Source organism: Shewanella benthica KT99, assembly GCF_000172075.1.
In the GTDB taxonomy this organism is placed as follows: Bacteria; Pseudomonadota; Gammaproteobacteria; order Enterobacterales; family Shewanellaceae; genus Shewanella; species Shewanella benthica_A.
Map to the genome: position 1 here is coordinate 19,581 of NZ_ABIC01000028.1, position 23,673 is coordinate 43,253.

Sequence of the window (23,673 nt, forward strand, 5' to 3'; positions counted from 1 at the left end):
ATTGCTGAGTTCTAGGCTTTGTATATTGTCTAAATCTAAATTTAAACTTAAAACACCATTGTCTTTGTTATAAATAACCTAACTACATAGTTTAAAAGTTATACAGGTAAAATGAAAATATCGTAAAAAAATATCCAATATGAATTTAAAAGTTAAAAAGTAAGAAGAATCATTGGTTACATCACTGTTCTTAAAATGTATATATTGTAAAATTCAGCGTGGCATCATCTGAGCCGATAATAAATACAAAAATCAGTTGAATATTGATTTTTATACGCACCTGTAATATTTAGCAACGATGACAGTCGCGAATATTCTTAACAGAACAAATAAAGTTGGTGGTTATTAGTATGAAGTCAAAGAAAAACTTCGATGATATGGAGTTTACTCCAATCCATAGAAAAATAATGCTTTGGGGAAGCGGTGGTCCATTTTTAGATGGCTATGTATTAGTTATTATTGGACTCGCACTGCAACAACTTACACCAGAATTAGGCTTAGATTCACAATGGATAGGATTAGTTGGTGCGGCGACACTGGTCGGTCTATTTATTGGAACCGCACTGTTTGGCTATATAGCAGATATTGTCGGTCGTAAAAAAATGTTTATGATAGATATCATTGCCATTGGCGTACTTTCATTTGCAACCATGTTTATCTCTTCACCCATAGAGTTAGTCATTTTACGATTTTTAATCGGCATCGTCATAGGTGCCGATTACCCCATCGCTACCTCTATGGTTGCCGAGTTTTCTCCGACTAAGAAGCGGGCATTCACAATGGGCTTCATCGCTGCCATGTGGTACGTTGGTGCTACTGCAGCCAATTTAGTTGGCTACCTTCTCTACGATGTTCAAGATGGCTGGAGATGGATGTTTGGTAGCGCAATTATTCCATGTCTAGTTATTCTATTCGGACGTTTTAACCTGCCAGAGTCTCCAAGATGGTTACTTAAAAAAGGCCGTGTCGAAGAGTGCCGTGAAATAATGCATAAGTTTTTTGGCAAAGATGTCGAAATTAATTTCGAAGAGGCAGAAGAGACTAAATATAGTAAATTATTCGAGCCGGCATATTTAAAAAGAATTATATTCATCGGCACTATATGGAGCTGTCAGGTTATTCCCATGTTCGCCATTTATACATTTGGACCTCAAATAATCGAACTACTTGGATTTACTGAGGGGCGAGATGCAGCTCTGGGCAATATCGTTATTAGTATATTCTTTATGGCCGGTTGCATTCCTGCTATGTACTGGCTGAACTCTATCGGTCGCAGACCACTGTTAATTGGCAGTTTCGGTATTATGACCGCCTCCTTGGCACTGCTTGGTATAGTGCCAGATCCAAGTATCTGGCTGATTGTAGCGGCTTTTGCAGTTTATGCCTTCTTCTCCGGTGGCCCAGGGATCTTGCAGTGGCTCTATCCGAATGAGCTGTTTCCTACAGAGATAAGAGCGTCAGCCATAGGCGCTGTGATGTCCTTTAGCCGAATCGGTACCATAATCTCGACTTATGCTCTGCCCGTCTTTATGGCTACCTATGGCATATCATCGACATTGCTTGTCGGTGCAGCCATATCGCTGCTCGGATTAGTTGTGTCTGTATTCATGGCGCCAGAAACAAAAGGATTAACATTAGAAACAACCAGTTCAGTTGATTTCACCGTGCCAGTTAAATAATACAGTTAGATTATTATTTATGGGGTTAAAATATTTCCGTACTTATTCAATAGGCAAAGATAAAGTACGGAGCTCAATAACTTATCTAACGGAGATATACACTTTAACCCAAGCCTATAAACCTAAATGTTTAGCCTACAATAAGCATACCAATGAGGAACATAATTAATTAGGAGAGCATGCCTGCGCAGGTTATAACCATGGTGAACATATACATAACCTATGAATTTAAAATAACCTGTAACTTAATGGGTGAAGATGACTTGCCTAAATTTAATACGAAACACTAATTTACATATAAGTGAAAACCATTTCACACATAAGTACAAACTAAGTACTAAAAACTTTAAATATTATTGGAATATAATGATGATGAAAAACAACAAAACATTTTATATCTATCTTATTGCAAGCGCTCTTGCATTAAGTAGTTTCAACACCATTGCAGCCGCTGATGAAGATGGCATGAGTATCCACGGTGGAGTGCGTATTAACTATTCATATAAAGAGTACAGCGAGAGTTCAAAAGATAAAGGTGGTGACATGACATTTAACATGGCGTCACTAAAATTTGACGGTAAGCATGGTAACTGGGGACTAAAGTCGGATTACCGTTTCACTGCCGACACTAACTATATCAAATATGGTTACGGTTTCTACGATTTCAATCCTGATTGGGAACTTCAGTTCGGTATTAACCAAGTACCATTTGGCAACCTGGGATATATCTCTAACAGCTATTGGTTCGGCCTTCCCTACTACCTTGGTTTTGAAGACGACTATGATATTGGTGTAAAAGCCACCTTCGAGAAAAACGGTTGGCACACAGATATGGCTTTCTATAAGAGTGCAGAATATGGACCAAGCGAAAACAAACAGTACGCAGCTGACCTGTATACCGGCACGATCAACGGTACCGAGTATAACAACGAAGAAACAAACCAGCTTAACCTGCGCCAAACTTACACCATGGAACACCAGGGCGGCTCAACCACTTTTGGTGCCTCGGTTGAAGTGGGTCAAATCTATAACGCTAAAACCGGTAACAATGGCGATAGATATGCCGTTGCCGCTAGCATTGACAGCAAATTCCATGGCTGGAACCTGCAACTTCAAGCCATGCAGTATGAATATAATGCGGCAGATAGCGCGGATGACAACAAGATCGCCATCGCTGTGGTCAGCTGGCAGTATGAAATAGCCTCTAAGGCACAGGTATACAGTATCAATCTGGCAAAAACGATTCCAACCGATTGGGGTAGTGTAAAGTTCTACAATGACTTCGGCTTAATGACACCAGATGTTGCCGACGAAAGCTATGATGACAGTATGCAAAACGTGTTAGGTGCTGCTATTTCTGCAGGCCCTACTTACACCCAAATCGATTTCATCATGGGTAAGAATATGACCTTCTCAACGGCGAACAACGACCATATCGGTCTGCCTGAAATGGGCGGTGATTGGGACAAGCGTTTTAACATCAGCATGGCTTATTACTTCTAAGCGCAAGCACGAAGGAGGTAGGCAATAAGCTCCCCCCATATTTTATTGCTCCTCTTTCGGTTTAAGGGTCAGCACGTTCTCATCTCGATGTATTAAATGGACATCTTATGACCCGGCCTTCGCCCTATCGAAGGCTTTTTTTATCACCAAAGGAATAAGGAACTCCGATTATGATAAATATCAAAAACTTATCGATTAATAACAAAATCGCCCTGGCCTTTAGCAGTATCGCCATAGCAGTCATAGCCCTCAGCATGCTGTTTATATCGGGACTGAACAACACACGCGATAATATCCTGACACTGACTGACGAAGTACTACCTAATGTGTTACTGGTCGAGAAAATCAAATTTGTCACCATCTTCATTCGCCGGGACCAGTTCTCCTTCCTGCCCAGTATTGGCGACCCAGAGATGAAGAGCTGGATGCAGACAACCGACAATATGATTGATGATGTCACCGACATGCTCAACACCTATGAAAAGAGCATTCAGACAGATGATCAGCAGCAGCAGGCTTTAATACTTGCTAGACAACACTGGCAGAACTACCTCAGTGCCCAGAGCGGTTTCAATGATATAGTGCTGCAAAATGATCTGGCAGGCGCTAACACGTACCTGCTAAGCTCATATAAGCAGTTTAATAAGATGCAAGATGCCTTAACCCAGCTGACAAATATCAATCTAGCGCTCACGGAAAATGACCGTACTAGTACACTAGAAAGTGTCAGCACCGCAATCATGCAGACCTATGCCGGTGTTGTGGCGCTATTTGCTTTAATGGCAATGATGACTCTCTTTCTCGGACGACAAATTCGTAACCCATTGCGTGAAGTGATGGCGATGGCCGAAGCGATCGCCGCCGGTAATCTGATCTATCAGATAAATCGCGACCAGATAGGCAATGACGAGTTTGGACGGCTGGCCGACTCCTGTATCAGCATGCAGAGAAACCTGCGAGAGATTGTCGATGAGATAAGCGGCGCCGTGGTTCAACTTAGCTCCTCAATCGAAGAGGTGAGCGCCATCTCTGAGCAGTCATCTCAGGGTATGGTGCAGCAACAAAATGAGATCACTATGGTGGCCACTGCGATGCAGCAGATGCAAGCGACCGTCAATGAAGTCGCCATGAATACCGAAGAGGCATCATCTTCGGCTAACTCGGCGACCGAACATGCCGATCAAGGTAATCAAGAGGTTCAACAGAACATCATCGAGATCCAACAGGTTTCAGAGGTCATCGAAAATGCCGGTGAAATGGTAGCCCAGCTAGAGAAAGACTCCGCGAGTATCTCCATGGTGGTCGACGTTATCGGCGGTATTGCCGAGCAAACCAACTTGCTGGCCCTAAACGCAGCCATCGAAGCGGCGCGCGCCGGTGAACAGGGTCGTGGCTTTGCTGTGGTCGCCGATGAAGTCCGCACACTAGCAGGAAGAACCCAAGATTCGACCCGTCAAATTGTAGAGATAATCGAGAAACTGCAACTCCGCGCCATTGAGGCTGGTGCTGCCACTAAGCAGAGCTGCGAAATGATCCGAAGCTGCGTAGCACAAACCCGATCTACGGGCGAGAAGATATCCGAGATAAAGCAGGCCGTCACTCAAATCGCAACGATGAACATCCAGATCGCCAGCGCCTGTAGTGAGCAAAATTCGGTAACCGAAGATCTAAGCCGCAGCGTAGAAGCCATCAACGTCTCCTCATCGGAGGCAGCAACCGGAGCAGGCCAGACGGCGCAAGCCTGTATCGAACTGAGTCAGCTGTCTTTAGGTTTAAAAAGCATGGTAGATCAATTTAAGACCGTCTAAATATAATCTGATTTGTGACTAATCCAGCGATCCCAATCACTCGATTTGGGATCCTGAATGAGTGCACGGTTTACCCTTCTTCGTCGCCGCCATAACACACGCCCGTTCACTAGCGGTAGCCGCCTTATAATCCGGCGACATATTACCAAGCCCCTTCTTGGTATGTTTGAACACCTCAGTGCATATTTTGTGTTCATGCTTTACTCGATTAGAATAGCCACTTATAACATTAACATTATCAATAGTAAGTCAAAAAACATGGCAAAACCCAATAAGAAAGGCCCCACACGCACTGTCGATATCTTCTGCGCTAAGTGCAACACGCTTACCAGTAAAGACCTCGAGGGGTGTTAGCCCGCCTAATATCTTTCTTGGCGTTAAATTTAGTTGCAATATCCTGTTCTCGATTTCCTCCTCCGTCAGCCTAGCCATGTCGAATTTCTTAGGCCAAAACCGCCGAATCCGACCGTTAGTATTTTCATTCGTTCCTCGCTGCCAACTCGCATAAGGTTTGGCAAAATAAACCTTCGCTCCCGTCGCTTCATGAACCTTCATATGGCCTGCAAACTCACCGCCATTATCCAAGGTTATTGTCAATGCAGTATGGACTTGCCCATGAACGGTATCGCCTTCCCAGTCACCTATTCGTTCTCTTGCTGCTACAATTTTCGGGCGTTCACTGATATCTACTCGGTCTGGGATCAAGCTGACACCCGCATTACGCTTCCTTTTTCCACCTTTCCAACGTGTTTTACCATAGCGAGGTAGCTGCTTATATAAAGTGCCACCTTGCTGCTTATTCTCTTCAACACGCCGATAAATGGTTGTATGACTCAAGCATTCACTTGGGGCGAATTCTATTGGCATGCGGTCACAGATCGCCCCAGGAGACCAGTTAAGCACCATGCATTTTCGAATGATCTCGTCAGTACTTGGCTGGCGTTTACAGGCTTTTTCGACATCCTTTTACGCTTACAGCTTAACGTATGTGCCATTTTCGGGTCATAGTTTAGGCTGGTGATATTTCGCTTTAACTCACGGCATACGGTACTAAAATGTACCCCGACTTCCTCGGCGATCTGACGAAGTGTCATACCTGTTTTACGGGAGGCAGATATTTGGTATCGTAGTTCCTGAGTGAGCTGATGGTACTGTTTGTTCATGACCGACTCTGAATTTGTGTGTGAGAACTAAAATTCTGCCTTCAGCTCTCTCACTTTTCAACCTTAATCTGTTGCACTTATTGTATTACCTCAGCATTTTACGAGTTAAATTAACTGCTCAAGCCCTGTCTCTTAGTCACATCTCATAGCGCCTTACCTGCAGCCAACATTTCTTTAGCTAAACGATAGCCTGAAACTTGTGCCTGCAATGTGTCCCAGCCTTCCCAAATAGTCCCCCAACTCGCCATTCCTGTTCTTTTGCTGTCAGTAAAACCACCTAGCTTAGCTAATGATTTGTAAGCCCATTTCATATCCGGAGCTGTTTTTCCGTCATGACCTTTAATTTTGTAATGTTGCAGCAATACCATCCATTCATCTGTTTCTAATACCCTGTCACAACACTGATTTTCTATGCTTGTTGCTTCATCGCTAAGCCCTTTCTTTCTGAGGTAGAGGGCTAAGGTCATGACTTCTCGCAGTTGCAGTAATCTCACACCAATAAAGGCCAAAATGGAAACGGCCCGTTCTAAATTTTGCGGCTCCGTCATTCGCTGCCGCTCAGCACCAGCGCCTGTTTTCCAGGCTTTATGGAAATCTTCTACTCGCCATCTGGCAGCATAAATATCAATAACATGCAGGGCTTGTTTTAAAGTCTCTATGGGTTCTGTGGTTAATAGTATCCAGCGTAATGGCTCGGTAACCGTGGCTGATGCTTTCTCTTGGGCGTAAATCACATTGACTGATTTCACGCCTTCTTTAGCATTAAGCCACGGCAAGATCATTATAAATCATGCTTATGTACCTCACTCAGTACGAATGTACAGGCGCATGAATTATTGCCAGATTTAACCGCCTATTAGGGATTTCTTTTTCCATTTTTCTTCGGTTAAACCGATAACAGAACTCACTAAGGTATTCGTGAAGGTATTTTCCCGAAACTCCATGAAATGTGCCGAGTAAAAAGGCTTTTAAGTTACCTATTGCAATATGAACCCAAGGCAACCATTCATCGACCAACTCACTCGGTGTAACCCTAGCTTCATGCTGTTGAGTGTTATCTATGATATTCAAAGCGGCTAGTCCGTCAGTATGAACTTCTTGCTGTGCATTTAAGTGCCCAGCAACAAAATCGTTAACGGCTTCATGACAAACACTGTCGACGGCCTGCATAGCGATAAATCCCGCGCGTTTCACTTTGCTTTTAACAGCAATTAACACAGGCGTTTTCCCTGCAGCTCCACGTCCGCGTTTACCTTTTCTCTTTCCCCCAACGAAGGCATCATCAATTTCAATGAGACCTGAAAGCCTATATAGACTGTCTCTATGACCCATTGCCGTTCTCAACTTGCTCAATATTAAGCGTGCCGTTCGCCAATTAACCTCAATGAGTTTACTGAGCCTCAATGCTGAAATGCTGCCTTTATCTGAGCAGAGAAAGTAGATGGCCCAAAACCACTTCGCTAAGGGAAGGTGGTTTAAACAATCAATTTCAGAACCAAACTGGCGTTGCCATTCAAAAAAACTAGCTTCAGGCGTTTTCATCGTCAATCTCACTTCTAGTCGTGATTTATACAATAAGAATAGACTGAAACTGACTCATATGCAGAGGCATGTATTTGTTTTAATTCACTTTTGAGCAACATCGATGCTATACGTTCCTAAGATGGGCTGCGCCTCAAGATATTCAAACGGTTTTTCGTCTGAGTTTTCAATGATTCTGGAATGCTTTGCTCTGATGACAAACCGTTCGTTATGCTTTTGTTTATCTTGGATATAACTTAATATATCGGCCTCTCTATCACAGACTGAATAGCGCGATAGACTTACCGCTGCTACGAGCCATATTGGCTGCGGTACTGACTAACCTATCAGCACGGCGAAATCACCTAATTTAGCATGTTGAAAGTGAGATTTAGCCCATTCTTCTGCATTGAAAATTGACATTGTTAAAGACTTTAAGTTATTGAATTTTATGATTAGATCCTGGTGATTCAATAAAATTCAATTTTTTCAATATTTGTGTAGAAGAGTCAGGCTCAAGCCTAGTGTATATTTTGATGGCTAAATCTTAAGTGTTTGGCATCTTTGATCAGTTTAACGAAATCTTTTCGGCTTATGCGCACTAAGCTGCTATGGTCTCCGGCCTCAAAATAGACTTCTTGGGCATCGACTAACAGATCATCATAAACCGCTTCTAAGTTGTAGGCGCCTCCTAAGGGGGGAATAGCCCCATTCTCACAGTCATTAAACATCTTATAAACAGCCCGTTCCTTCATCAGGTGTAGGTCCCGATTGAGTTTGTCACCCAGTGCCCCTAGGCTGATTTTATGGTTAGCGGGCAACACAGCCATCATCTTACGTCCTTCATGATCTTCTAAGAGCACCGCCTTTGCCAGCTGAGAGGGTGATACCTGGGCCGCTATGGCCGAGCTCAGAGAATTAAAACTATGGGGATGAGACACAAGCTCATAGTTCACTTCATTATCCTGTAGATACTCATTTAACCGGGTAGAAATAGTCATGGTGTTACCTCTCGAAGCTGATATGACGTTAGTAGTAATTATAGTCCAGAGGCATAAATGCAGACTGAAACTTAGGCCCGAATAGAGTCAAACCGAACTTTCATAGGTACTGAGTATTTAGTCAGATAATTAATTTTTGTTATAAAAAATCCATTCCATTGCTTATGCGTTTGATTAACAAGTCTTATTTTCTTTGTTCTTCTATTCTTATCCAAATCTTCTTCAGGCATTAACATGAGTAAAATTCATTCACCCTTGATTGTGCATGCAATATACAGTAGAAGTAATGAAGATACATCCCATTAACAAAATTGCTACTTCGTAGGCGCAGAAGAAAAAACAACAAATTGAGATGGATTATTAAAGACACCTGCCACTTTAATGTGTGCAGTTAAAGGAATATCTACGGCTTGTATCGTAGAACTAAAGTGTCTTTTAACGTAGATGACTTGTATGTCTAGCAATAAGCAGACGTCGTTACATGAGGTAAACCAGATGAAAAATATAATAAAATCAAAAAATAGTATATCTTCCAAAAAGTCTGTTCTGGCTAGCGCTATCTTACTTACACTTAACCTAGGTGCACTCTATTCTAGTTCGGTTCAAGCCGTAGACATGTGTGGTACTAAGACCTTAGATCGACAAGGCGAAGTGTTGGCGAATCAGACTCACTGTATTACCGATTATGGTCACTATTTATATGTGAATGTGCCCTATGAAAACAGTGACGTCACCATCACTACATCCAATGGAACATTCAATGGTAGTGACGCTGATATTTTCCTCTATGAGGGTGATAGTTGGAGTGGAAATGTTGAGTTAAGTAGTGCAATCCGTGGGACTAACAACGAGTCCATATCCTTTGTTTCCCGCGCCGGTTCTCGTTATTTTAGGATTAACGGCAATATACAAGAAACGACACTGCAAGTGACGGTGACAGGCGGTATAATTCCTCCTCCTATGGGTGACTATATCGTTTTTGATACACATATTGTCGTCGATATTCCAGCGCCGAGTATCACATCAAAATCACAATATGCCAGCGTTATTGCTAGCATATTAGCCGCAAGCTACAGCGATTTTGAAGGCATCGCCAGCGCATTGGAAGACCCAATTGACCATGTGAGTGATGCGATTCACCACCTTGCAAGCACTGACGATCTGACCGACCCGGATCTTAATCAACTGCTCTACTTCTTGGGGTCATATAAATATTACGCACCAGCTATATCTGATGCAGAGGCGGCTAAGCTGAGCATTGCACTACAAGCCGTCGCGAGTATGACCGGCTTTTTGAGCACTGATGGCGGCGTTATCCAGGAAGGTTATGCCAAGGCACTGAATAACTTTGAGCGTGATGCTGGCGCGACCTATTTTAAAGACCAACTGCCACATCTGTTAGCGACGATTCAATACCACTCTACTCAGACCACTCCATTTGGTGCTGGCAATGCTGGTAATGCGACCATGGCACTTTTAGGTGCTCTGGATTCTGCTGCTGTCTATGGTGATGCATCGGTCAAATCTGCTTACAACAATAATATGCTGGATATTCTTTCTGTGATGCGTTCCTTCGCCTTTCTAGGTGAAACCTCTCTGGATATGCAATGGCCTAATGAAGCCGATAGAAAATGGATTTTGCCTCACACTTTTATTGCTATGGGTAAAATATCCAGCATAGCCACCGATGAAGCCAAGGCGCGTTTCGATAGCACCGTCTTAGAGGTACACGGCAAGGTGACCCAGGTTATCTCGGTTGAAACCACTGAGGGCATAGTGACCAAGAATTACTTAAAGTCAGCCGGTCGTCAGTGTGAGGCCAGTGATCCCTTGTTTGGTATCTGTCTGGTGCCACCCAAAGAGGAAGATATCTTAACTGTACGCCATCAGTGTACCGATAAGGTGGTTATCCGCGCCCAAAGCAGTATTAGCCAGGAAACTTTAGCCCAGTCTTGCGCCGATATTGCGTTGCAAGAGACTGAGTTCCATAACTTCTTCAATACCGGCGGCGTGCCTGTCACAGATGATCAAAACGATGTCATCGAAGTGGTGGCGTTCGCCAGCCCCGAAGATTATGAGAAGTATGCCCCTGAGTTTTTCGGCATTAGCACCAATAACGGTGGTATGTACCTCGAAGGAACACCGAAAAATGTCGGTAATCAGGCGCGCTTTATCGCCATGCAGTGTCCGGATTCTTGGGTGGGAACCTCTTGTCAGTATATCGATCAGATCTATAACTTAAGACATGAATTTGTTCACTACCTCGATGGCCGCTACATCAAGGCCGGATCATATGGCTCATTCGATTATAACGTTTCCTGGTCTGAGGGAATGGCCGAATATATGGCCAACGGCGCCGAGCATACCCGTACACTCAATGCCTTGAAGGGCGAAACGATTCCGCCTCTGTATAACGTGCTGTTTATGTCCTACGAGTATGATGACTTGTATCAATGGGGCTATTTTGCCATGCGCTACCTAGGTGAGCAGCATCCGGACGAAGTTGCCTCTATCGCAGCTGCACTACAGGCCGGTGATAATGCCGCCTATATAGCAGTACTAAAAGGAGTTGCGGAGCGCACAGAGGCTGGCTTCGAAGCCTTCGTGTTAGCAAATTCCGAAACTCTAGCACCTGCCACGGCGGCGATTCCGGCAGCGGATACCATAGGTAGTTGCGCCTTGGCTCAGCAATACGTGCGTAAGGTGGACGCGAATAAGACCGAATATACGATCACCAATACCACAGATACCCCAGTGTCTCTGTTTTGGGTAGATAACAACAAGGGCACTGCTAACTTTGCCAAGAACTACAAGACATTAAATCGAGGTGAAAGTTACACAGCTGCTAGCTGGAGCGAAGGCGATCGCTTGATGTTGACCGATAATGCCATGAACTGTTTAGGGGTTGCCATGATGGAACCGGTTCAGAACAATTTCACTATCGATGCCGACTTAGTCAAGGATGTGGTGCCTGAGGCGATTCCAGAGCAAGATATGTTGGGTAGCTGTGAGTTAGCCAGACCTCACCTTATCAAGGATCAGTCCCACGCCTTTACCATCACTAACACCACAGATTATCCAATTCGTCTGTTCAGGGTCGATAGCCTGACGGGCAAGCCTAAGTATGCCAGTGCGGCAACTGGGTTTGGTTTTGGTTACGGCACGCTCAATAAAGGTGAGAGCTACACATCCGATATCTGGTTTGGCGATCGTCGCATCATGCTAACCGATGCCCGCTTGAACTGTTTAAGTGTGGGTGTGTTAAACAATGCAACTGCCGATTTCATTATCGACGCGGCTACCATTGCCAATGTGGCGGCGCCTGAGGTGATTCCTGCGGCCAATACCATAGGCAGTTGTGATCTGATGAATAAGCATCTAACGGGTCCGTTCGAGGCTGATTTCTCCTTTACCAATAACAGCAGCACACCTGTTCGTGTCTATCGTGTAGACAATGAAACCGGTGAGCTAAGCGACAGCTTCGGCTTCACGACCTTGGCTAACGGTGAAACCTATGACAGTGCGACCACCTGGAAGTGGTTTGGTCACCGCCGTGCGGCAATAACCAATACTAGCGGCCAGTGTTTAGGTGTGGCTGTGATGACTGAAGAAGGTGTCAGTAATGACTATGAAATCACAGAGGAACTCGTCGGTGGCGGTTCTACACCTGTGGACACAGATGGTGACGGCGTCATAGATTCACAAGACGCTTTCCCCAATGATGCAACTGAATCTGTCGATACGGACGGCGATGGTGTGGGTGATAACTTAGATGCCTTCCCTAACGATGCGACGGAAACTTTGGACAGTGACGGTGATGGTGTGGGTGATAACTTAGATGCCTTCCCTAACGATGCGACGGAAACTCTGGACAGTGATGGCGATGGTGTGGGTGATAATGCCGATGTATATCCGCACGATCCGAACAATGGTGTTGTGCAGAGTTGTGGCGTCGCCACGATCACCTCTGGCCAGTTGACCCTTGAAAATGAAGAGTGTATCAGCGGTGGCAAAGGCAGTTTCTATGTCTATGTGGATACGGATAACACAGATCTTTACATCACCACACAAGGCGGTGAGGGAGATGCCAACATCTACTTCAATGCCGATACCTGGGCATCATCGACTAATGCGCAATCTAAGTCTGAGCTAAGCGGTAACAGCGAGAGCCTGCATGTGGTAGCTAATCGTGGCTGGCGTTATATTGCCATCGACACCGGCACTCGCTATTCAGGTGTCACAGTGAAGGTGAGTTTAATTGACTCGGGTTCCACGCCGGTCGAGCCGCCCGTTGAGCCAGAGCTGCCTAGTGCATTAGCCGATACGTGCGCGACTGAATCTGTTCAAGATTATGGTAGCATCGGTGACGGTGTCCCTATCTGTGTCAAAAATGGTCGCTCATATTTCTATATCAATGTGCCTGCCGGTACTCAGAGCTTAACGGCCGAGACGGGTCATGGTGTTGGAGAGCTGGAGTTATATGTTGGTGAGAACTGGCCCGATGCGAGCAGCAATACTGGCGCATCAGCTAACCCAGGAACCATAGAGAGTGTGACTGTGAACCAGCCAAAGAGTGGTTGGTACTATGTCTCGGTGCAGAGCATGCCTAGCAGCGAAGATGTGACGCTAAAGGTCACGCTTAAATAGCATTGAGTCGCTACTGAAAGCGATTTTTGTCGTTCGCACATAAAACAAGCGGGTCTTAGGCAACTAAGGCCCATTTTTCATGTGTAAAAACAGATAGTCTTTGAATAGAAGATTAAAAAACATGCTTATGTACCTCACTCAGTACGAATGTACCGGCGCATGAATTATTGCCAGATTTAACCGCCTATTAGGGATTTCTTTTTCCATTTTTCTTCGGTTAAACCGATAACAGAACTCACTAAGGTATTCTTGAAGGTATTTTCCCGAAACTCCATGAAATGTGCCGAGTAAAAAGGCTTTTAAGTTACCTATTGCAATATGAACCCAAGGCAACCATTCATCGACCAACTCACTCGGTGTAACCCTAGCTTCATGCTGTTGAGTGTTATCTATGATATTCAAAGCGGCTAGTCCGTCAGTATGAACTTCTTGCTGTGCATTTAAGTGCCTAGCAACAAAATCGTTAACGGCTTCATGACAAACACTGTCGACGGCCTGCATAGCGATAAATCCCGCGCGTTTCACTTTGCTTTCAACAGCAATTAACACAGGCGTTTACCTTTTCTCTTTCCCCCAACGAAGGCTGATGTGGCCTAATAGATCTGGACACCTTTTTGTGTGTTTAAATAACCACTTAAATAAGGTGTAAATATGAAAAGAAGAAATGCCTATCCACGAGAGTTCAGACTTGAAGCATCTCAGTTGGTATTGGACAAAGATTATTCGGTTGCAGAAGCGGCTCAATCATTAGGAGTCAGCCATAGCGCTGTTAGGAAGTGGGTCAAACAGCTGAAAGAGGAGCGTCAGGGGCAAACACCAAGAGGCTCGGCATTAACCTTAGAGCAGCAGAGGATTAAAGAATTAGAAAATAAAGTCAAACAGTTAGAAGAGCATAATACAATATTAAAAAAGGCTACCGCTCTCTTAATGTCGGACTCCATCAATCTTTTGAAATAGTTGATGGCTTAAGGGAGCTGCATAGCATGGTATCACTTTGTGATATTTTCACCCTTGAAAGAAGCCGCTATTACTACTGGCTGAACGTTAAAGATAAGCCGATAGATTTAGATAAGGCGAGACAATTAGATATGGTCAAAGAATTTCATCAGGATCCGAGAGGCTCAGCAGGAGCAAGAGCCATTGCTGCAAAGCTGACGAAAAAGGGTGAAAAGGTAGGTCGATATAAGGCCGCGAGTCTGATGAAAGATGCTGGTGTTGAAAGCCGTCAACCAGGTCAACATAAGTATAAAGCGGCCCCTAAAGAGCATGTTGATATCCCCAATCATTTATCTCGTGAATTTGCGGTGACGGAGCCAAATCAAGTTTGGTGTGGTGACATCACTTTTATCTGGGCTGGTACTTGCTGGGTCTATTTGGCCGTTGTTATCGACTTGTTTTCCCGTCGTGTTGTTGGCTGGTCGATGTCTGACTCTCCTAATACTGAGCTAGTAGCTAAAGCTCTCACCATGGCTTATCTGATAAGAGGAAACCCTAAAGGTGTGATGTTTCACTCAGATCAAGGGTGCCAATATACTGCCTCAAAATACCGGCAACTGATTTGGCGATATCAGCTCAAACAAAGCATGAGTAGGCGTGGTAATTGCTGGGACAATGCGCCAATGGAACGAGTATTTAGAAGCCTAAAGAGCGAATGGGTACCAGAACAAGGATATGGCTCGCTGGATGAAGCTAAGACAGATATAGGCGAATTCCTGATGGGATATTACAACAAACGAAGACCTCACAGCTACAATGGCTATCTAACTCCTGTTGAATCAGAAGCTAGACTAGCTGGATAGAACACTGAGAGCTGTCCAGTTTTACTTGACCACTACATATCAAGCGCATCACGTAGGGCTAGTTCACCCACCGTACAGACAGCTTAAGCGCTGCATTTAAAAACCACACCGAAGCTGAAGTTCTGACAGAACGCTACACCAAGTTATGCACACATTACGGGGTAAAAGCCACTCGAAACAACAAAGGTGTCGCCCATGAAAATGGCGCAATTGAGGGCCCTAATGGCCATCTAAAGCGTAAGATAGAGCAACAACTGTTATTACGCGACAGTCGTGATTTCACTGATTTAAAGCAATACCGAAACTTCATCAATGTCATACCCGTTATCTAGAGGAGTGCGCCTACTTGTCCTCCTTACCCGCTCGTCGAACTCATGACTTTAGTGAGCAATACGTCAAAGTGACATCCAGCAGCACGATTTCAATTAAGCGTGTGACATATTCGGTGCCATCACGACTCATTGGTGTGACATTACTGGCACATATTTTTGATGACCGTGTAGTGCTTTTCTATGGGCATGAACTCACATTAACCTTAGCGCGAATGCATACTCAAGGCGCAACTCGTGGTCGCTCAATAGATTATCATCATGTTATCCATGCATTGGCTAAGAAACGTAATGCTTTTAAAGCATCGCAAATCAGGGATGCTCTTATCCCTAAAGGCGGTGAAGGAGCCGTGGGAACCCGAGCTATTTCTCGCTCAATTATGTGAAATAGAGGCGACACATCGACAGGAAGTACGCCTAAAACGCTTACTCAAAGAAAGCCAGTTACCGATAGGGAAACAGTTGTCTCAATACGATTTCAGTGAAGTGGTGGGCATTAGCGCAGTTCAAGTTAAACGTAAGGCCAGTGAGTTGAGCTGGTTGAGACAAGGGCATAATATTTTATTATTCGGTGCGAGCGGCCTAGGTAAAACTCACATAGCAGCCGCGCTGGGTTATGCGCTTATTGAGCAATCTGTTCGTGTGAAATTCACGACAGGCACGGCGATGGTGCAGCACTTGCAGAAAGCCCGAGAAGGTTTAGGTCTGGAAGATGCACTTAAAAAACTCGATAAATATGAGCTACTCATTTTGGACGACATCGGTTATGTCAAAAAGAGTGATAGTGAAAGTCAGGTTCTATTTGAGCTCATTGCACATCGTTATGAGCGCAACAGCCTAGTGATCACAACGAACCAGGTGTTTAGTGAGTGGGACAGTATATTTGGAGACAATATGATGACAGTAGCCGTGATTGATCGACTGGTGCATCACGCAGAGATTTATCAACTTGAAGGAGAGAGTTATCGAAGAAAAGAAGCCATGAAAATAAACGGCAAAAGCGGCCAACTTAATTGACGCCTATAGGCCAAGCTAGTTGACGTCTAACAACCAATAATGTAATGCGTTAAAGAACTAGAATCTGATATGGTCGAGTGCAGCATATTAAATATTTTGTCGAACTTTAATTCGATAACATAGACTCCGATAGGATCACCAAACTCATCGAGAACGGGGGCAGAGATAAAGCCGGTGATTTGACCTTGGCTCAATGGGCTCCTCTCCAGACCCGAAAAGTTAGCCAAACCTGAGTCCATAGTCACAGTTAAACTTTGAGTAAACTGCGAGTCGACTAAATTGTCCGAAAAAACATTTTTGCCTTTAGCATCATTACTGATCACCGAGTAAAGAATGTCTCCATCGAGATCGATCAAAAATATATCACTGATATAATCATATTGACGACTTAATACGATAAGATCGTTCTGCAGGCCATCGACACGTTGGGTCCAGTCGTAACTCGTCACATATTCGCTAACAGGTTTACCGCTGGATTCTTTTCCCTCGGTGAGCGAACTCAAGATAAGCCCCGCATTGATAGATTCGGCTTCGACATTAAGATCTATCATACGATAATTAAACCAGCTCTCGATGGACTGCACACTCAGCAGCGAAGACTGAGTTAACTCTTCTTCGGCGGCATCGACCAGACTCTGCTTGGCCTGCTGATAACTAAACCAGGCAACGATAGTTAGAGGTAGTAAGGATAAGATCAAGAACCAGATAGTCAGGTTGAAGCTTAAAGAACTTAGCCGGTTTACCTCTTTCATCGGTGCTTGTGTGAACTCATGTTCCATCGGTTCTCTCACTCTAGCGGTTCAATTGGGCCTGGCTCATTGCGGCTAAGTCATGGCGACTAAAATTCTCATCGGCAAACTCGATGTCCTCTCCCGCCTGATGAATATAATTCATCACTTCATGAACAGCCTGACGCTTACCTTTAATCGCAGCATCAGTCGCCAGAGCGATGCATTCCACATGACCATGCTTCCAAGGCATCACATCTTTTGAATACCAGGCCACATGCCCACCCCCCCGTCTCAACCACATCCGCCCAGGGTAAGGATTGTTCGAAAGCGGCAGCTTGGGCTCTATTGCTCTTACTCTTTATGAAGCTTGGTGATTTAGATGGCGCGACGGCTATCGCCAGCACATCTGAGCCTGAATTAGGCGTTAAACCCATGGTGAGACCGTGCTCTTTAAGATAGCGATAGTAACAGTCGCCAAAAGATGAGGCATACCGATTTCGGTTGCGCGGCCTGTCGACTCAAATACTTGCTTCAATGCCTTGGCAACCTTATCATCGGGCTTTCTTTCATGGCTCACAGCGGCAAGCTTGACCTGCTCATTGAGCAGATCATTTATCGCCAGTGCGTTTCCATCTCTGTGCATCAAGCCTATCCATCTGAAATGCGATTTCTCGCTGAACATATCCATCGCCAATGGGCTCATCACATAGGCCATATCGACTTCACCAGATTGAAAGTATGCCTGCAAGAGGAATATACAGAGCCTTGATGACTTTTTTATCGGCACCATGAGCACTAGCCGACACAGCTAAGACAAAAAAGAGTGTGATAACAAACGCTAAATAGGTGATAAATCGATGTGGCGAACGAACACTAGCTGACATGCGTCTCTCCTTGACCCGTGATGATAAGCAACTGCATAGCAGTACTCACAGAGCTTAGTAGAGCATCGTCATCTTTTCACTAAGCAAGAGTAAAAAAACACCCGATGAATTTCAAGCTAATTCCTTACATTTAACATGGTTGATAATCACCCATGTACTCATTATTAATGGATTCAGGATAAGTACGGAGTTGAATCACAAATTGCGATCTGAAATAACAAACAAAACATAAAATCATAAAATCATAAAATCATAAAAATATTACAATTCCTGCCAATTCCGCGGTCCACTCGATGAGGGAAAACTCACCACCAAAATTAAGGTGGCGAATCATCAGGATAAGTTGATTGCCGTGCTGTGGTTTTATGATACTAGGGCTCCACAATTCCAAGTTTGGCAAAATGACACCGGGCTTGAGCAGCAGATGTCAAGCATAAATTAATCACGCCCCAAGTTTTTAATAAGGCTCTACCACAAGCAAGCGTCGCTATCTGGCGGCGCTTGCTATTTCTGATACAAGTATGGCCAAATTGGTAAAACCCTTATCTGATGGCTAACTTTGAGTTAGCGCCTCATCGGCCAGGCTCTTATTCCGTTCAGGGCTGAAACCCGAGTCATGTACATCAGATTTGTGCTTGTTAAACAGAGAGAAAGCGACCGTAACAAACAGTACCACAGTGATCGCCAAGCCTATCTGCACCCCGGCAACGGCCAGGAAGCCCGCATTTAACGCCGTCACTATCTGTTCATGGAAAAGCACCCAATCGGCTAAAATGGTGGTTAATAAGATACATGCCGTAGCAATCAGCGAGATAAACAGCATTTTGCGCTTATCAGACACCAACCAAGCCAACAGCAGATAGAGTCCAAGACTCGCCACGAAACTGGCCATCATCGACTCATCTCGCCCAGCCATTCCCAGGGGCAGTATGCGTTCGAATAAGAATGCCATGGCTGTGGCTAATATGACTCCCATGGTCGAACCCAAAGTCATGCTATTAACTAATGCGATACTCTTCGGCGAAGATTTTCTTTGCTGCATCCGTTTCTCGACCCAAACTAGATTGCCACTGACGATAAGCACACACACGCCCATGCCAAGCAATAAATAGATAAGTCTAAGATCCATGCCGGCATAGTCACCAAAGTGTAGCGTCGAGAGTACAATTCTCCCGGTTGTCATAGAATTAGGCGACTCAGGTGTTGTTGAAAATAAGGTTTCACCGTCATCGAGAGCAAACACTTGCTCGACCGGACTGACAAATTTGCCAGCTTCATCGCCGATCATGTGCAGCAGTGCACTAGTGTCGCCATAGTTATAGGCGCGTAAGACTCTAGGTGGCTGACCAAACGCTGCAACATACTGAGCCACTAAGGTATCAACTTCGGCACTGGTATCCAGCGGCTTATCCAGCCACTCTGGCATCTGTTGGGTATAGCCGGCATCGACCAACAGCGCCTGTTGATCTCCCTTATAAAGCACTAAGGCGAACGCGATTTGATAGATGATAACCAAGTTAAATATCAAACCTGTGATGGCATACATCAAGGTAAAAGGCAGGGTCATTACACCGATGACATTATGCATGGTCAGCAGCTGATCCCGCTTGCCCTCGTTAGTGCGATAAAGGAAGAACTGCCTGAATAACTTACGCGCATGAATGAAGATCCCTGACACCAGTGCGAACAAGAAAAACAGGGTCACAAAACCTATGATATAACCGCCATTGGGAATATTAAGATTATAATGCAACTGGTAAATAAACTCGGCCAGATAGAAGTCATCGATATTTGCCACAATTTCACCAGATACTGGGTCCATCAAGAGTGACACATAATCGATGTCCGTCGTCGCATCTTCGGCTAGGACGATATCCACATAGACTTTGTAGAATGGTATCTCGGCAGTGGGAGACACTAAGGTCAAATGCTCCTTGGCATTGAAGGAACGATCCTCAATTGCCAACTTCATGATCTCACTGGGAGACAATACCTCGCCTTGGGCAGGTGTATGATGTGGCAACACAGACCAGAGGTATATTTCACTGCGAAATAAGCTTATTGAGCCCATGAAAAACACGATGAACAGCAAGCCAGAGATGATCAATCCCAGCCAACTGTGAGCCTCGGTTAAATGCTTTAAAAATTGTTTATTCATAATGACTTAGTTTTAATGAGTTAGGTTTAATGACTTATGTTTAATAAGCTGTTGTTCGCTTGACCTCAGTTCAGATATCTCTCAATTTAACTGAAGAAAAACAGAGTATTGAATCCAATCGATACCAGCAGTAAGCCGCCACAACGTCGCCAGGCATGCCAGCCTGAGTCACTGGCATAACACCAGATCATAGCGCCAATCCAGAGTGGAAAGGCCATCAATAATCCGACAAATAGCCGAGTATCGACATCTAATGGCAGCAGATAATTGAGATTCAACATGACCGAAATCGAGATAAGACAACCACCGAATATGGCAGCGAAGGTTTTAGGCCACATGTTGACCTCCTAGCTGAACCACAGCTAACCAAAAAACCAAGTTGACACAGCACAGGGGGGCCAACTTAGCCTTAACATGCCCAAGCTGTAGCACTAAACTCAGCCAGATAAACATGGTAAACGCCAATACCATCAGCGCCGCAGCAATCGGGTTATAGATATAGGTTAACAACCAGGTACTAGCGATTAAGCAACCGATAAAAACAGAAATGGAAAAAAACTTCATCAAAGGTTTAGCCAGTAAACCTTGATGCTTACTGGACAGAAATACGCTTAAACACCCAATCCAGAGTACGACAATTGTTACACTCATCTTAATATATGCAAATAGTTATCATTCATATAACAGGCGAGCCTACCAGCTTTCATAAACTTTACATTAAAATTTACATTACAGGCTGCACATCTGCGGCCTGGCAATGGATACGAGGCATATTAGTGTAAATGCTCTTGCCTTCCCCCCCCCACCTTCTGGTAACATCCGCCGCACAAGCGTAACGATAATAATAATGGTTATCATTCACGATAATTTTTATCAAGAAATGAATGCTAACAGGACCTATGATGAAACAAAACCCAATAACACTCGCTATTCGCACCAGCATACTCTGCTCACTCATGCTTCCATTCATGGCTAATGCCGATGACCAAGCCATAGAAAGAATCGTGGTTACAGGTCAGAAAGTAGACAGAACACTACAAGAAACTACGGCCAGTGTCGCTGTGATCACCAGCAAGCAGATCGAAGATCAGAATATCAGCGATCTTTATGATGCACTCGAGCGTACCCCAAACGTTAACGGCGACCTTCGCAATGGCTTCAGCATACGTGGCATAGATGCCTATAACGTTTCAGGTGGCGGATCCAGCAACTTAGCCTCCCTGTATATCGATGGTGCAGTCATGCCCTTCGATGTGATTCGTCAAGGCGGTTTCTCAACTTGGGATGTCAGCCAGATAGAAATTCTGCGTGGTCCTCAATCGACCCTTCAGGGACGTAACTCCTTGGCTGGCGCCATCATTATGCGTACTGTAGACCCTAGCTTCGAATGGGAAGGTAAGGCCAGACTCGGTGTGGGCGAATACGGCCAACGGGAATATGCAGCAGCCATAGGCGGTGAGGTTATCGAAGATGAAGTCGCCTTCAGGGCCAGCGCCGATAAAAATGATTTTGACGGATATATCGACAATACTTTCACTGGAGAGCCGGCGGATCACAACAATAATGAAACCTACCGCATTAAGCTCAAATATCAACCATCAAATTTGCAAGAGTTTTATGCCCAAATAGGCTACACCAAGAATAAAACCAACTTAGGCATACGAGGTACCAGTACCCTAGCAGCAGATGGTAGCCTTTTAACGGATCCTTTCACTCACAGACAAGTATCTCTCGATCTAGCCAGTTTTACCTTCACCGATATGGATATATACACCTTAGCGCTCAACTATGACATCAACGACATCTGGACAGCTTCCGCCGTCAGCACTTACTCCGCAGTCGAAGCTGGTTTTAGCTGGGACGATGATGGCACCTCGGAGCCTACGGCGGCTCGATTCTGGAATAATCAGGAAGATGCTTTCAGTCAGGAAGTAAAATTTGTCTTCGGTACCGAACAGTTTTCCGGTGTGATTGGTGGCTTCTATGCAAACCAGGAGAATGAAGTTACCTCCCATGGCCAGAGATATATCACCTTCCAAAGACTAGGTGTACCAGCACTGCTAGTCACTTCTCCAGAAGATGGCGGTTTAGGCCTGCCACAACCTTTAGCTGACATGGTATTAGACCTATATGCCGATGTGGATCCAGTGCTTATCTATAATGAAGCATTAACCAAGAAAAGCGTGACTAACTTAGCCCTGTTTGCCGATGCCGTTTATGAGATCAATGACAATTGGGACATTTTTGCCGGTTTCCGTTTCGATCGCGAAAAACAGGAAAATGAATCCGTTGGTGATGTGTCCATCACCAACGCTTATCTGATGCCGGACCCAAGCAACCCAGCATTCGACCCTATGACCAGCGCGCTAGTTGCAGGCATCAATGAAAAACTGCTAGGTTTTGCCAACAATGCCTCAGGAGCAGAGCCCTTAGTCGATGCCTCATTCAATGCCTTCCTGCCAAAACTCGGTGCCAGTTATCACTGGAACAGCGATATCACCACCAGCTTCACCGTACAACAAGGTTATCGCTCCGGCGGTGTAGGCACTAACACGGCCCAAAACACCACACATACCTTCGATCCCGAATATACCTGGAACTATGAACTGGCATTTCGCTCGGTCTGGTTAGAGGGCAGCTTAAGTGCCAACGCCAACATCTTCTATGTCGACTGGCAAGATCAACAGGTAAATGTACAGTTCTCCTCTAACACCTTTGACAGTGAAACCCGTAATGCAGGTAGCTCCACGGTCCAAGGTTTCGAAGCTGAGCTATTTTATCAGATCGACAGTGACTGGAATGTCTATGGCGGTGTGGGTTATGCCAAGACTGAGTTTGAAGAGTTTTTGGTCGTACTGCCTACTGTCACTTATAATCTCTCCGGTCGCAGCTTCGAAGATGCCCCCGAATGGACGGCTAACTTAGGTTCCACCTATCGCAGTGATTCAGGGTTTTTCGCTAACTTAAACGTCAGCTATGCCGGTGAATCATCTGGCATCAATAATCCAGAAGCCGCCGGGCTTGATCACGACCCAATGAACGAAGAAAGAATCTTAGTCAACGCGCGTGTCGGCTATGAATGGGATATTTTCTCAATCTATGCCTTAGGCACCAACATCTTCGACAATGAGTATATGTCATTAGTGGATGTTGGCTATGATTTCCAAACATTGAGCGCACCAAGACAACTCACCCTGAGAGTCGAAGCTCAGTTTTAACCAGGACGAGTCAGTTAATGATTAAAACTAGATAAGTTGATGATTATATTTAGATAAGCTAAATGAGCAGCAAGGGCTGCTCATTTTTATTTCAGGGTCTGATTCCATCTAGGAGTTACTCTCCTAGCCTTTATCGCTACCTTTAGATAAGACATTTAGCCTCGACTAAATTTGACCTAGTGCTAAATCCAGTCATCTACTATTTAAAACTTAAC

19 protein-coding genes and 2 pseudogenes are annotated in these 23,673 nt (G+C 44.7%); 8 read left to right on the forward strand and 13 right to left on the reverse strand.

The window, feature by feature from the left end:
• The first annotated feature begins 350 nt into the window (after nucleotides 1-350).
• The 3 genes from KT99_RS13160 (at nucleotide 351) to KT99_RS13170 (ending at nucleotide 4,990) form a co-directional block, all read left to right on the forward strand.
• Complete coding sequence (locus tag KT99_RS13160; protein ID WP_005500855.1) at nucleotides 351-1,679, forward strand: MFS transporter; 1,329 nt, start codon at nucleotides 351-353, stop codon at nucleotides 1,677-1,679.
• Between the two features lie 366 nt (nucleotides 1,680-2,045).
• Complete coding sequence (locus KT99_RS13165; protein WP_005500856.1) at nucleotides 2,046-3,182, forward strand: hypothetical protein; 1,137 nt, start codon at nucleotides 2,046-2,048, stop codon at nucleotides 3,180-3,182.
• A 170-nt stretch (nucleotides 3,183-3,352) separates the two neighbouring features.
• On the forward strand, nucleotides 3,353-4,990 hold the full coding sequence (locus KT99_RS13170; RefSeq protein ID WP_005500857.1) for a methyl-accepting chemotaxis protein: 1,638 nt from the start codon (nucleotides 3,353-3,355) through the stop codon (nucleotides 4,988-4,990).
• A gap of 426 nt (nucleotides 4,991-5,416) precedes the next feature.
• On the opposite strand, the pseudogene KT99_RS22935 reads toward KT99_RS13170, so the two are convergent.
• The 5 genes and pseudogenes from KT99_RS22935 to KT99_RS13195 form a co-directional block, all read right to left on the reverse strand.
• Nucleotides 5,417-5,896: pseudogene (locus KT99_RS22935) on the reverse strand (IS30 family transposase); the annotation flags it as partial.
• On the reverse strand, nucleotides 5,848-6,153 hold the full coding sequence (locus tag KT99_RS22940) for a helix-turn-helix domain-containing protein (protein ID WP_232504303.1): 306 nt from the start codon (nucleotides 6,151-6,153) through the stop codon (nucleotides 5,848-5,850). The gene KT99_RS22940 and the pseudogene KT99_RS22935, both read right to left, overlap by 49 nt.
• Nucleotides 6,154-6,296: 143 nt before the next feature.
• Nucleotides 6,297-6,935, reverse strand: coding sequence for an IS4 family transposase (locus tag KT99_RS13185; protein WP_005500859.1), 639 nt, complete (start codon nucleotides 6,933-6,935; stop codon nucleotides 6,297-6,299).
• 25 nt (nucleotides 6,936-6,960) lie between these two features.
• Entirely contained in the window at nucleotides 6,961-7,695 is a 735-nt protein-coding gene (locus KT99_RS13190; protein ID WP_005500861.1) for an IS1595 family transposase, read from the reverse strand.
• A 500-nt stretch (nucleotides 7,696-8,195) separates the two neighbouring features.
• Entirely contained in the window at nucleotides 8,196-8,675 is a 480-nt protein-coding gene (locus KT99_RS13195) for an aminoacyl-tRNA deacylase (RefSeq protein WP_005500862.1), read from the reverse strand.
• A 495-nt stretch (nucleotides 8,676-9,170) separates the two neighbouring features.
• Between KT99_RS13195 and KT99_RS13200 the strand changes: the two genes are divergently transcribed.
• Nucleotides 9,171-13,322 carry a collagenase gene (locus tag KT99_RS13200; RefSeq protein WP_005500863.1) on the forward strand — a complete coding sequence of 1,384 codons (4,152 nt, stop codon included), beginning with the start codon at nucleotides 9,171-9,173 and terminating at the stop codon, nucleotides 13,320-13,322.
• Between the two features lie 138 nt (nucleotides 13,323-13,460).
• On the opposite strand, the pseudogene KT99_RS13205 reads toward KT99_RS13200, so the two are convergent.
• Nucleotides 13,461-13,906: pseudogene (locus KT99_RS13205) on the reverse strand (IS1595 family transposase); the annotation flags it as partial.
• Nucleotides 13,907-13,973: 67 nt separating this feature from the next.
• Between KT99_RS13205 and KT99_RS13215 the strand changes: the two are divergent.
• From KT99_RS13215 to istB, 3 genes are all read left to right on the forward strand, one after another.
• A protein-coding gene (locus KT99_RS13215; RefSeq protein ID WP_086017597.1) for an IS3 family transposase occupies nucleotides 13,974-15,121 on the forward strand; the annotation gives its coding sequence in 2 pieces (ribosomal slippage) (nucleotides 13,974-14,226 and nucleotides 14,226-15,121; 1,149 coding nt in all).
• 346 nt (nucleotides 15,122-15,467) lie between these two features.
• On the forward strand, nucleotides 15,468-15,836 hold the full coding sequence (locus tag KT99_RS22055; protein WP_157752206.1) for a Mu transposase domain-containing protein: 369 nt from the start codon (nucleotides 15,468-15,470) through the stop codon (nucleotides 15,834-15,836).
• Nucleotides 15,769-16,467 carry an IS21-like element helper ATPase IstB gene (gene istB / locus KT99_RS13225; protein WP_269764050.1) on the forward strand — a complete coding sequence of 233 codons (699 nt, stop codon included), beginning with the start codon at nucleotides 15,769-15,771 and terminating at the stop codon, nucleotides 16,465-16,467. The genes KT99_RS22055 and istB overlap by 68 nt, the downstream gene beginning before the upstream one ends.
• 26 nt (nucleotides 16,468-16,493) lie before the next feature.
• Here istB and KT99_RS13230 read toward each other — a convergent pair whose 3' ends face one another.
• The 7 genes from KT99_RS13230 to KT99_RS13250 all read right to left on the reverse strand — a co-directional run bounded on the left by KT99_RS13230 (nucleotide 16,494) and on the right by KT99_RS13250 (nucleotide 20,891).
• A complete protein-coding gene (locus tag KT99_RS13230; protein ID WP_005500867.1) occupies nucleotides 16,494-17,246 on the reverse strand; it encodes a cache domain-containing protein in 753 nt (250 codons plus the stop codon).
• 13 nt (nucleotides 17,247-17,259) lie between these two features.
• Nucleotides 17,260-17,472, reverse strand: coding sequence for a hypothetical protein (locus tag KT99_RS20175; RefSeq protein WP_050774364.1), 213 nt, complete (start codon nucleotides 17,470-17,472; stop codon nucleotides 17,260-17,262).
• A 150-nt stretch (nucleotides 17,473-17,622) separates the two neighbouring features.
• A complete protein-coding gene (locus KT99_RS20180; RefSeq protein ID WP_050774365.1) occupies nucleotides 17,623-17,913 on the reverse strand; it encodes a hypothetical protein in 291 nt (96 codons plus the stop codon).
• A gap of 7 nt (nucleotides 17,914-17,920) precedes the next feature.
• Entirely contained in the window at nucleotides 17,921-18,082 is a 162-nt protein-coding gene (locus KT99_RS22060) for a hypothetical protein (RefSeq protein ID WP_157752207.1), read from the reverse strand.
• 553 nt (nucleotides 18,083-18,635) lie between these two features.
• Nucleotides 18,636-20,240: a PepSY-associated TM helix domain-containing protein gene (locus tag KT99_RS13240; protein ID WP_005500873.1), complete on the reverse strand. Its 1,605-nt coding sequence runs from the start codon at nucleotides 20,238-20,240 to the stop codon at nucleotides 18,636-18,638.
• A gap of 86 nt (nucleotides 20,241-20,326) precedes the next feature.
• On the reverse strand, nucleotides 20,327-20,578 hold the full coding sequence (locus tag KT99_RS13245) for a hypothetical protein (RefSeq protein ID WP_005500874.1): 252 nt from the start codon (nucleotides 20,576-20,578) through the stop codon (nucleotides 20,327-20,329).
• Complete coding sequence (locus tag KT99_RS13250) at nucleotides 20,568-20,891, reverse strand: hypothetical protein (RefSeq protein WP_005500875.1); 324 nt, start codon at nucleotides 20,889-20,891, stop codon at nucleotides 20,568-20,570. Before KT99_RS13250 ends, KT99_RS13245 begins: the two co-directional genes overlap by 11 nt.
• A 233-nt stretch (nucleotides 20,892-21,124) precedes the next feature.
• Here KT99_RS13250 and KT99_RS13255 point away from each other — a divergent pair, with 233 nt between their 5' ends.
• Nucleotides 21,125-23,458 (forward strand): TonB-dependent receptor, encoded by a 2,334-nt coding sequence (locus tag KT99_RS13255; protein WP_040571979.1) that lies wholly within the window; start codon nucleotides 21,125-21,127, stop codon nucleotides 23,456-23,458.
• Nucleotides 23,459-23,673: the final 215 nt, after the last annotated feature.

What these genes read in the sequence shown, in the direction of transcription:
- KT99_RS13160 (WP_005500855.1), top strand. Translation starts at nt 351, where the DNA reads ATGAAGTCAAAGAAAAACTTCGATGATATGGAGTTTACTCCAATCCAT.
- KT99_RS13165 (WP_005500856.1), top strand. Translation starts at nt 2,046, where the DNA reads ATGATGATGAAAAACAACAAAACATTTTATATCTATCTTATTGCAAGC.
- KT99_RS13170 (WP_005500857.1), top strand. Translation starts at nt 3,353, where the DNA reads ATGATAAATATCAAAAACTTATCGATTAATAACAAAATCGCCCTGGCC.
- KT99_RS22940 (WP_232504303.1), bottom strand. Translation starts at nt 6,153, where the DNA reads ATGAACAAACAGTACCATCAGCTCACTCAGGAACTACGATACCAAATA.
- KT99_RS13185 (WP_005500859.1), bottom strand. Translation starts at nt 6,935, where the DNA reads ATGATCTTGCCGTGGCTTAATGCTAAAGAAGGCGTGAAATCAGTCAAT.
- KT99_RS13190 (WP_005500861.1), bottom strand. Translation starts at nt 7,695, where the DNA reads ATGAAAACGCCTGAAGCTAGTTTTTTTGAATGGCAACGCCAGTTTGGT.
- KT99_RS13195 (WP_005500862.1), bottom strand. Translation starts at nt 8,675, where the DNA reads ATGACTATTTCTACCCGGTTAAATGAGTATCTACAGGATAATGAAGTG.
- KT99_RS13200 (WP_005500863.1), top strand. Translation starts at nt 9,171, where the DNA reads ATGAAAAATATAATAAAATCAAAAAATAGTATATCTTCCAAAAAGTCT.
- istB (WP_269764050.1), top strand. Translation starts at nt 15,769, where the DNA reads ATGCTCTTATCCCTAAAGGCGGTGAAGGAGCCGTGGGAACCCGAGCTA.
- KT99_RS13230 (WP_005500867.1), bottom strand. Translation starts at nt 17,246, where the DNA reads ATGGAACATGAGTTCACACAAGCACCGATGAAAGAGGTAAACCGGCTA.
- KT99_RS20180 (WP_050774365.1), bottom strand. Translation starts at nt 17,913, where the DNA reads ATGGCCTATGTGATGAGCCCATTGGCGATGGATATGTTCAGCGAGAAA.
- KT99_RS22060 (WP_157752207.1), bottom strand. Translation starts at nt 18,082, where the DNA reads ATGTCAGCTAGTGTTCGTTCGCCACATCGATTTATCACCTATTTAGCG.
- KT99_RS13240 (WP_005500873.1), bottom strand. Translation starts at nt 20,240, where the DNA reads ATGAATAAACAATTTTTAAAGCATTTAACCGAGGCTCACAGTTGGCTG.
- KT99_RS13245 (WP_005500874.1), bottom strand. Translation starts at nt 20,578, where the DNA reads ATGTGGCCTAAAACCTTCGCTGCCATATTCGGTGGTTGTCTTATCTCG.
- KT99_RS13250 (WP_005500875.1), bottom strand. Translation starts at nt 20,891, where the DNA reads ATGAGTGTAACAATTGTCGTACTCTGGATTGGGTGTTTAAGCGTATTT.
- KT99_RS13255 (WP_040571979.1), top strand. Translation starts at nt 21,125, where the DNA reads ATGCTAACAGGACCTATGATGAAACAAAACCCAATAACACTCGCTATT.